Below are 1,831 nucleotides of genomic sequence, written 5' to 3'. Positions count from 1 at the left end.
CTTCATTTTAATTTAGTATTTTCTCTGCAAGTTATAAATGTAATAGTAACAAACAACTTAGATTACAAACCTTATAAGCAAAATCATAATCGTGAATAGTTAGGGAAAAGATAAAATAAGGTAATCAATTACATATCTTTATCCCAGGCGATTCATTGCTATCTTCTTTTTATTGAATGGGATATTTTATCCCGCTTTAATGGGCAGTAAGACCCCCACCTCAAAATGCAGCGAAAGCAAAGAATTTAGGTGGGGGTTGAAGAAAATCCCCACTGATTAAAGTTTCACTTTATCGAATTTGGAACTGAAAATGTACTAGCTTGATAATGAAGCCTGGCTATTAGAATTGAAAAATTTTAGTTTTATTATAATTAATAGAAATGAGAGTAGTGTGAATATAAATCCGCTCCAAATAAGCTGATGAATACCTAAGTTTGAAATGAACCAGCCTCCAATAGTGGTTCCTAAAGTAATTCCGAGATTTGAGAACGAAACGAATAGACTGTTACCAAATTCAGGTGCTTCTTTAGCTTCACTTATTAACCATGTTTGACCAACAATTAATCCACCAGCATGTACGATTCCCCAAATGAATACTATAAAAATCATTGGAACAAGGTAGGAACCTAAGTAATAAACCAATATGTAAACAATAGAATATAGAATAGGGAATGATATTACAGTGTTTATTATGCTTTTTTGCAGAAGACCCCCAAATAAATGATTACCTAAAATCATAACTATACCAAATATGAATAGCATGATACTGATGAGAGATCCATTCATGGAAGTTACTTTTGCAAGGTACTCAGCGAAGTAGCTGTATACGGAAAACATGGCTGCAAAAAGGAATGTGACGGTTAAAATATTTAACCATAATCCTGGTTTGCCGAGTATACGAATTTGTTTGCCGAAAGACATTTTTTCTTTAACAGGCATAGAAGGAAGTAGGAGTAGTATTCCAATGAATGCAAGAGTGTTAACGAATGCTCCGAATAAGAAAGCCATTTCGAGTGAAAATTGGTCTGCAAGGTAAGAGGTTAGTGGTACACCTAAAGCAAAACCAACAGTAATTCCCATGAAAACTTTTGTAACTGCTTGACCGCTCTTTTCTGGAGGGACAAGTTTAGCAGCTGTTACAAGAGCGATTGAAAAGAAGAGTGGATGAAGCGCTGCCGGTAAAATACGAAAAACAAGCATGATTTCAAATTGTGTTGTATAAGCGTAGATTAAATTTGAAATAACAAATATGAAAATTGCTGTTAATAAAATTATTTTGCGATTCATACTAGAGACGAGCAGAATTAAAAATGGACCAGAAATAGCAACAACTAGTGCAAATATACTTACTAAAAATCCAGCTTGTGTAGTTGAAATTCCGAATTTTTCAGTGATTTGTGGTAATACGCCGACAATACCCATCTCAGTAGTAATAATTCCGAACACACCTATTGCGAGTGTCAGAATAAGTAAAGGATTTACTTTTTTCATTTATAAAACTCTCCATTCGTATCAGTATTTTGAAAGTAAATTCATTAATAAAGAAGCATGATTGGATGCCAATATTATCAGGAGTATGTAATCTTAAATACAATAACAGATATCTAAATAACTAGATATGATATATTAAAAAAAATTCTCCTTTCGATGTTTCTTGCTTTTATCCCGCTTTAATGGGCAGTAAGACCCCCACCTCAAAATGCAGTGAAAGCAAAGAAGTTAGGTGGGGGATCAACTGAAAATAACAGTCCGATTGGTTCAACTAATAATCAGTGGGGGATGAAGAAAACCCCCACTGATTAATGAAGTTTGGCTTTATAGGCTTGAAAAA

General features: G+C 33.8%; 1 protein-coding gene. It reads right to left on the bottom strand.

What is annotated here, in order from left to right; genetic code table 11:
• Positions 1-315: 315 nt before the first annotated feature.
• On the bottom strand, positions 316-1,491 hold the full coding sequence (locus tag K5S59_RS29485; protein WP_098873508.1) for an MFS transporter: 1,176 nt from the start codon (positions 1,489-1,491) through the stop codon (positions 316-318).
• Between the last annotated feature and the right edge of the window lie 340 nt (positions 1,492-1,831).

Origin of the sequence: Bacillus sp. BML-BC051 (genome assembly GCF_019656175.1) — a bacterium.
Classification (GTDB): Bacteria; Bacillota; Bacilli; order Bacillales; family Bacillaceae_G; genus Bacillus_A; species Bacillus_A mobilis.
This window is presented reverse-complemented; position numbering and strand designations above follow the sequence as displayed.

Bases quoted from the DNA above. Each gene is read 5' to 3' on its own strand.
- K5S59_RS29485 (WP_098873508.1), bottom strand. From the start codon at position 1,491: ATGAAAAAAGTAAATCCTTTACTTATTCTGACACTCGCAATAGGTGTG.